Source organism: Pseudomonas sp. HMWF006 (assembly GCF_003061205.1).
Taxonomy (GTDB): Bacteria; Pseudomonadota; Gammaproteobacteria; order Pseudomonadales; family Pseudomonadaceae; genus Aquipseudomonas; species Aquipseudomonas monsensis.
Genome location: NZ_QAIU01000080.1, coordinates 1 through 7,339 on the forward strand (window position 1 = coordinate 1; position 7,339 = coordinate 7,339).

Genomic DNA, 7,339 nt, shown 5'->3' on the forward strand with positions numbered 1-7,339 from the left:
ATTGCGCCGCGACTTCCCCGACTGGCCGATGGTCGGCATGGAGCCTGCGGTCAAGCCGGCAGCGGCGGCCACCCGCAGCGGCGTGGTCGGCGTACTCGCCACCACCGGCACTTTGCAGAGCGCAAAATTCGCCGCTTTGCTTGATCGTTTCGCCACGGATGTGCGCGTCATTACCCAGCCATGCCCCGGTCTGGTCGAGCTGATCGAAAGCGGCGACCTGCACAGCCCCGAGTTGCGGCAGATGTTGCAAGGCTACGTCGAACCGCTGCTGGCCAATGGTTGTGACACGATCATTCTCGGCTGCACCCACTATCCTTTTCTCAAGCCGATGCTCAAGTCGATGATTCCGGCGGACATCAGCCTGATCGACACCGGCGCGGCGGTGGCGCGACAACTTCGGCGGTTATTGGCCGAGCGCGATCTGCTTGCCGAGGGCCCGAACCGGGCGGTCAGATTCTGGACCAGTGCCGATCCGCAGTACTTCAAAAGTATTTTGCCGTTGTTGGGGCAAACAGCCGGCGATGTGCAAAACTTCAGCTTGTAAAAATAGTGTGAAATAACTAAAAAAACAGCTGAACTTCTGCGTAGGCCCTGGCTTCTATAGCGGTGATGCAACTAGAAAACCAAACGATCGTTCCGGAAAAGGAAGTTTCAAAGTGAAGCGACTATTCTGCTTGGCCGCGATTGCGGCCGCACTGATGGGGCAAAGCATTACCGCACAGGCTGCTGGCGTCGAGTTCGCCGTCGGTGCAACAAGCGATTCGACCATGACTTATCGCCTGGGGATGAATTTCGACTGGGACAAGAGCTGGCTGCAGAGCGACGTCGGTCGCCTGACCGGTTACTGGAGCGGCGCCTACACCTACTGGGAAGGTGACAAGACCTCCAGCAACAACAGCCTGTCGTTCTCGCCGGTGTTCGTTTACGAGTTTGCCGGCCAGTCGGTCAAACCGTATGTCGAGGCGGGTATTGGCGTGGCGGCGTTTTCCAACACTAAATACGAATCCAACAATATCGGCGGCTCTTTCCAGTTCGAAGACCGTTTCGGTTTTGGTCTGCGTTTCAATGGCGGGCATGAAGTCGGGATTCGTGCAACGCACTATTCCAACGCCGGCCTTTCCAGCAATAACGATGGGGTAGAAAGTTACTCGCTGCATTACACGATGCCGCTGTAACGGCTACATCTAATCCCTGTAGGAGTGAGTAGCGCAGTGTCAGTCAGACCAATGTTGACTGACACTGCGCTACTCACTCCTACATTTGTTTTGGGATGGTTTCGACGTTAGCGATACACCGTGGCAATACCTTTGCGCTCTTCGATGCATTCAGGCGCGCCCATTTCGAACTCGCGACAGATCAGCGGGCGCTTCTCGTAGATCGTGCACATCATGGTGTTGCGATCCAGCGCTGCACACCAGCCGTCGTCCAGACGCAGCATCACTTCTCCGCCCCAGTCATCGGTATCAATAAAGCGCTCGGGCACGCCAGTGTCGGTGATCAGCATCACTTCCAGCTGACAGCAGCAGGCCGCGCAGGTCGAGCACGTGACCGCAGGTTCGACGATTTGCCGGTGGGGAATGGTTTTCATGGCGGCAGTGTAAGGCAGTGACCGATGCGTGTGTGAACGCTCTGACAGACGCTCAGTGGCTCAACCGTCGGGCCATCGCATGCAGCAGCGGAAACAGCAGCGCCCAGAGCAGGCCGATGCCGATCAGGGTCGGTATCTCGCCATAGGGGAATTGCACGCCGGCCAGCCTTCCGCCGGCGTAATACGACAAGCCGCCGCCGACGGCGCCGAGCATGCTCGCCAGCCACCAGGGCCGTGCGCTCCATGCAAGGCAATGGCGCAGGGTGGTGGCCAGCAGGGCCCAGAGCAGCATCAGCCACAGTGGAATCAGCGGTGAAAGATCCTGAAACTCGAATACGTTCAAACCGCGCAACACGCTGTCCACCGCCGTGCCGACAATCACCACGCTCAGAATCAGCCGGCCTTCCTCCACCCAACTGCTGATCCAGCGCAGATGAATCACCAGCACGGCCAGCGCCAGCAGCAACCACAAACTGTTGCCGCCGAGCACGCAGGCCAGCCAGCCGATCTGGAACAGCAGCGCATTAGCCAGCCGCTCAAGCATCGAAGCGACCGAGCAGTGGCATCGGCATCGCCGCCGGTTTGGCCAGCAACAATTGCGCGGTGCCGATGGTGCGCTCGAGGAAGCCGCCCTCGCAGTAACACAGGTAGAACTCCCACAACCGCAGGAAGTAATCGTCGTAGCCCAACTCGCTCAGGCGCCCGTGGGCGTGGCGAAAGTTTTCGTGCCACATACGCAGGGTGCGTGCGTAGTGCAGGCCGAAATCTTCCATGTGCAGCAGGTTCATGTCGGTGTCGCGGCTGACCACTTCGAGCATTTTCTGCACACAGGGCAGGGCGCCGCCCGGGAAGATGTAACGCTGGATGAAATCGACTCCGCGTTTGGCCTGTTCATAGCGCTGATCGCGGATGGTGATCGCCTGCAACAGCATCAGGCCGTTGCTTTTAAGCAGCTGTGCGCACTGCTTGAAGTAGGTCGGCAAAAAGCGATGGCCGACGGCTTCGATCATCTCGATCGACACCAGTTTGTCGTACTCGCCGGTGAGGTCGCGATAGTCCTTGAGCAACAGGGTGACGCGTTCCTGCAAGCCGAGCTGTTCGATGCGTCGTGCGGTAAACGCGTACTGCTCTTTGGACAGCGTGGTGGTGGTTACGCGGCAGCCATAATGCTGCGCCGCGTAGAGCGCCATGCTGCCCCAACCGGTGCCGATCTCCAGCAGATGGTCAGTGGGTTTGAGCGCGAGTTTCTGGCAGATCCGCTCCAGTTTGTTCAGTTGTGCCTGTTCCAGGCTGTCTTCGGGCGAGAGGAATTGTGCGGCCGAGTACATCATGGTCGGATCAAGAAACTGCTCGAACAGCTCGTTGCCCAGGTCGTAGTGCGCGGCAATGTTTCGCTGCGAGCCCTTGCGCGTGTTGCGATTGAGCCAGTGCAAGCCCTGCACCAGCGGACGGCCGAGGCGCGCCAGGCCACCCTCCATCGCGTCGAGCACATCAAGGTTGCTGACGAACACCCGTACCACTGCCGTCAGGTCTGGCGAACTCCAGTAGCCGTGGATAAACGCCTCGCCGGCACCGATTGAACCATTGCCGGCCACCATGCCCCACACGGCCGGATCGTTGACGTGGATTTCCCCGAGCACCGGACTGCCCGGCGTCCCGAACGTCAGGTGCTCGCCTTCCTCGATGACCCGCAGTTGCCCGTGTTTGAGCTGGGCCAGTTGGCGCAACACGCCACGGCGCAATAGCGATCCGGTCAGGCTGTGGGGGCTGAACCGGCTGACCGACAGGCTAGAGGATTTCATGGTGATGTTTCCTGGGAGGGACAGTGGCGGTTTGAAAGCTGCCGTCGGCAGCCTGATGAGCGAAAAGGGGCGCGCGTTTGCACAGCAGGCGCAGTGCTTGCCAATAAATCGCCAGGGCCGTTTTCGCGGTCATCCACGGAAAACGCCGCAGGTAACGGTGCAGGCTGCGGCGGTCGAGAGGCTCGCGTTGCAGGTTGAGGGTGGCGTCGAACAGTTTGTGTTCGCCCTGCCAGTCAGCCATGTGCACACCAAGGGTTTGTGCGGCGGGGCTGAAACTCATGCGGTATTCGAGGTCGCGCGGCAGAAACGGCGACACATGAAACGCCTTGGCCACGGCGAAGTGTTGATGAAAGTCCAACAGGTCGACCGGTGCGCGGGCCGGCAATACATAGTGATAGCGTTCACGCCACGGGGTGTTGGTGACTTCACAGACAATCGCCGCCAGTTGTCCGTCAGCCTCATGGCAATAAAAGAAACTCACCGGATTGAACGACAAGCCCCAACTGCGGGGTTGCGTCAGCAGGCAGACCGACCCTTGCGGGGCATGGCCGATGGCAGCGGCGACCTGCTGACGCACCGCGTCGATCAACCGCACACCGCGCTGGGTGAAGGTTTTGAGGTAATCGGTTTCGCGGAAGGAAAAGGGCGCAAACCTGCTCCGTCCCGCCAGTGGCGACAGCGCAAACACTTCGTCCTGTTCGCTCAGGTCGAGGTAGAGCAAACCGATCTTGTAGCGGAACTCATGCCGGCGCGGTGCGAAGCGCCGATGGCCGATCCAGCCGCTGTAAAGGGCACTGTTCATAAGGTCTCCCCGAACGCCGCAGCCACGCGCAATGCGCTGACCACGCCGTCTTCATGGAAGCCGTTGGCCCAATAGGCGCCGCAATAATGGGTGTGCGCGACCCCGTCCAGTTCGCTCCAGCGTTGTTGTGCCGCCACGGCGGCGAGGCTGTATTGCGGGTGGGCGTAGGTGAAGCGCGCCAGGATTTTGTCCGGGGAGATGCCGGCGCTCTGATTCAGGCTGACGCAGAACGTCGTGTCGCTCTGAATACCTTGCAGGATGTTCATGTCGTAGGTCACGGCGGCCTGGGTGTGACCGGCGCCGCCGAGGCGATAGTTCCAGCTCGCCCAGGCCAGTTTGCGCGTGGGCAGCAGGCCGGTGTCGGTGTGCAGCACCACTTCATTGTCGGCATAGGGCAGGGCGCCGAGGATCGACCGTTCGGCAGCGCTCGGGCTGGCGAGCAGTTGCAGGGCCTGATCGCTGTGACAGGCGAACACGACTTTGTCGAAGTGTTCGATGCCTGCCGGGCTGTGGATAAACACACCATGTTCGTCGCGCTCGACGCGGGTCACTCCACAGTTCAGGCGAATGTTGTCTTTGAACGATTCCGTCAACGGCGCGATGTACGCGCTGGAACCCCCTTCGATGACCCGCCATTGCGGACGATTGCTGACCGACAGCAGGCCATGGTTCTTGAAGAACCGTACGAAGAATTGCAGCGGAAACTTGAGCATCTCGGCCATCGGCATCGACCAGATCGCCGCGCCCATCGGCACGATGTAATGCAGGATGAAGCGCTCGCCATACCCGCCGGCCTTGAGGTAGTCGTCGAGCGTCATGTCGCTGGCGATGCGCCGTTCGGCGAGGTCGCGCTGGGCCTCTTTATTGAAGCGCAGTATGTCGCGCAACATGCCCCAGAACCCCGGTGACCAGAGATTGCTGCGCTGGGCGAACAGACTGTTGAGGTTGTTGCCGTTGTATTCCAGGCCAGTGTCCGGATCGCTCACCGAGAAACTCATCTCGGTCGCTTTGCTCGCCACGCCGAGCTGGTCGAGCAGGCGAATGAAATTCGGATACGTCCAGTCGTTGAACACGATGAACCCGGTATCCACCGCGTACTGGCGTCCGTCGACCGTGACCGGCACCGTGTGCGTGTGACCACCGACCCAGTCGCTGGCCTCGAACACCGTGACGTCATGTCGACGATCGAGCAGGTACGCGCAGGTGAGCCCGGCGATCCCGCTGCCGACGATAGCGATCTTCATGTTGGATCCGTCAGCGGAGGCGACTTGCGCACCATGCGCTTGCCAATCGCCAACTGCACACGGGCCGGCAGTTTCGACAACGGCCACAAGGCGGCCATGAACAGCGCCGGAAAAGCGATTTCCAGCGGCCGGTCCTTGAGCCTGGCGAAGATGTGACGTGCGGCTTTATCCACAGGCCAGCTGAGGGGCATCGGGAAATCGTTTTTGGCGGTCAGCGGGGTCTCGACGAAACCGGGGCTGACCACGGTGACTTCAATGCCTTCATCCGCCAGATCAATGCGCAGCGATTCGAACAGGTAACGCAGCCCGGCTTTCGATGCGCCGTAGGCTTCGGCTCTGGGCAACGGTAGATACGTCACCGAACTTGCGACCCCGACCAGATGCGGTGCGGTGCCTTTGCGCAACAGCGGCAGGGCGGCTTCGATGCAGTAACTGCTGGCGAGCAGATTGGTACGCACCACGTGCTCGACGATGGAGGCGTCGAACTGCTTTGCATCGACATATTCACAGGTGCCGGCGTTGAGAATCACGGTGTCCAGTGGGCCCCATTCGGCGCTGATCTGTTCGCCGATCTCGCGCACTACCTGACTGTTGGTCAAATCGCCCGCGACCACCAGCACTTGCCCTGGATAACGCTGCGCCAACACTTTCAGTGGCGCCACCTGACGCGCACTGACGGCCAGATGCGCACCGGTTTTCAGGATCTCTTCGGCGAGTGCTGCGCCGATGCCACTGCTGGCACCGGTCAGCCAATAACGCCGGGCGAGGGTACGACTCATCCCATTCTCCTTTTTAGCCACCTGATCAGTTGGCCCAATACGGGTAAATGTTCATACAACAGCGCACCGGCATCGAAATAATCCCGGTGGCGATAAACCTTGTCGTGCCAGAGCAGATGCGAACAGCCGCTGACACGAATCACCTGGCCCCCCGCCAGTCGCGGATGGCGATAACTCATGACCCAACGCAAGTAGCCTTCGCCGTCGCCGATCGGGTCGAAACCATGAAAGTCGAACCGCAGCTCGCTGACATTGCTGTACAGCTCGCGAAAGTAATCTCGCAATTGCACCAGTCCCTGTACTTCGTGCAACGGGTCGGTGAAGTGAATGTCATCGCTGTACAGCTCGCCCAGGCGGTGCAGGTTGTCTTTATTCAACTGCGCGAATTGCCGGGCAAAACCGTGCAGGAATTCACTCATCACCTGCTCCTGTCGAGCGCGAAGGCAGGCTCTTGAACGCGGCCAATGCGCGATCGCGGGAGGCGCTGAGGTTGACGATGGGCGAAGGGTAGTCCGCTACGCCGAACAGCCCGCCGAGATTGGCCGGATTATGTATTTCTTTTTTATTCAACCGGGCCAGTTCAGGCAGCCAGTGCTTGATGAACAGGCCTTCGCTGTCGAATTTTTCCGACTGGCTCAACGGGTTGAAAATGCGGAAATACGGCGCCGAATCGGTACCGGTCGAAGCACTCCATTGCCAGCCACCGTTGTTCGCTGCCAGATCGCCATCGATCAGATGACGCATGAAAAAACGTTCGCCTTCGCGCCAGTCGATCAGCAGATTTTTGGTCAGGAACATCGCCACCACCATGCGCAGGCGATTGTGCATCCAGCCGGTTTCGAGCAGCTGGCGCATGGCGGCATCAATGATCGGCAAGCCGGTACGCGCTTGTTGCCAGGCGGCGAGTTCGTCCGGTGCATGGCGCCATGCGAGGGCTTCGGTTTCCGGGCGGAAGGCACGATGGCGCGACACCCGTGGATAGCCGACCAGGATGTGTTTGTAGAACTCGCGCCACAGCAGCTCGTTGATCCAGGTGACGGCACCGACCTTGCCGCTGTCGAACTCGCCCTGATTGCTTTGCAGGGCGGCGTGCAGGCATTGGCGCGGCGAAATCACTCCGGCAG

The 7,339-nt window shown here is 60.2% G+C and carries 10 protein-coding genes; 2 read left to right on the plus strand and 8 right to left on the minus strand.

Going from position 1 to position 7,339, the window contains the following annotated elements; genetic code table 11:
• Positions 1-544, plus strand: a 544-nt coding sequence (locus DBR24_RS02970; protein WP_128613850.1) for an aspartate/glutamate racemase family protein, incomplete at its 5' end; no start/stop codon positions are given.
• Between the two features lie 112 nt (positions 545-656).
• Positions 657-1,175 (plus strand): acyloxyacyl hydrolase, encoded by a 519-nt coding sequence (locus tag DBR24_RS02975; RefSeq protein ID WP_128613851.1) that lies wholly within the window; start codon positions 657-659, stop codon positions 1,173-1,175.
• A 107-nt stretch (positions 1,176-1,282) separates the two neighbouring features.
• On the opposite strand, the gene DBR24_RS02980 is transcribed toward DBR24_RS02975, so the two are convergent.
• From DBR24_RS02980 to DBR24_RS31435, 8 genes are all read right to left on the minus strand, one after another.
• Positions 1,283-1,588 (minus strand): YkgJ family cysteine cluster protein, encoded by a 306-nt coding sequence (locus DBR24_RS02980; RefSeq protein WP_123463041.1) that lies wholly within the window; start codon positions 1,586-1,588, stop codon positions 1,283-1,285.
• A gap of 52 nt (positions 1,589-1,640) precedes the next feature.
• Positions 1,641-2,132, minus strand: a complete 492-nt coding sequence (locus DBR24_RS02985) for a DUF2878 domain-containing protein (protein ID WP_123463043.1) — start codon at positions 2,130-2,132, stop codon at positions 1,641-1,643.
• Positions 2,125-3,390: a cyclopropane-fatty-acyl-phospholipid synthase family protein gene (locus DBR24_RS02990; protein ID WP_123463045.1), complete on the minus strand. Its 1,266-nt coding sequence runs from the start codon at positions 3,388-3,390 to the stop codon at positions 2,125-2,127. Before DBR24_RS02990 ends, DBR24_RS02985 begins: the two co-directional genes overlap by 8 nt.
• Complete coding sequence (locus tag DBR24_RS02995) at positions 3,377-4,192, minus strand: DUF1365 domain-containing protein (RefSeq protein ID WP_128613852.1); 816 nt, start codon at positions 4,190-4,192, stop codon at positions 3,377-3,379. The genes DBR24_RS02990 and DBR24_RS02995 overlap by 14 nt, the downstream gene beginning before the upstream one ends.
• The gene (locus DBR24_RS03000; RefSeq protein ID WP_128613853.1) at positions 4,189-5,436 is read right to left on the minus strand and encodes an NAD(P)/FAD-dependent oxidoreductase; all 1,248 of its coding nucleotides are present in this window, start codon (positions 5,434-5,436) and stop codon (positions 4,189-4,191) included. The genes DBR24_RS02995 and DBR24_RS03000 overlap by 4 nt, the downstream gene beginning before the upstream one ends.
• Positions 5,433-6,215, minus strand: coding sequence for an SDR family oxidoreductase (locus DBR24_RS03005; protein WP_128613854.1), 783 nt, complete (start codon positions 6,213-6,215; stop codon positions 5,433-5,435). The genes DBR24_RS03000 and DBR24_RS03005 overlap by 4 nt, the downstream gene beginning before the upstream one ends.
• On the minus strand, positions 6,212-6,634 hold the full coding sequence (locus DBR24_RS03010) for a nuclear transport factor 2 family protein (protein ID WP_123463053.1): 423 nt from the start codon (positions 6,632-6,634) through the stop codon (positions 6,212-6,214). Before DBR24_RS03010 ends, DBR24_RS03005 begins: the two co-directional genes overlap by 4 nt.
• Positions 6,627-7,339: deoxyribodipyrimidine photo-lyase (locus DBR24_RS31435; RefSeq protein WP_305888817.1), on the minus strand; the 713-nt coding region annotated here is incomplete at its 5' end. The genes DBR24_RS31435 and DBR24_RS03010, both read right to left, overlap by 8 nt.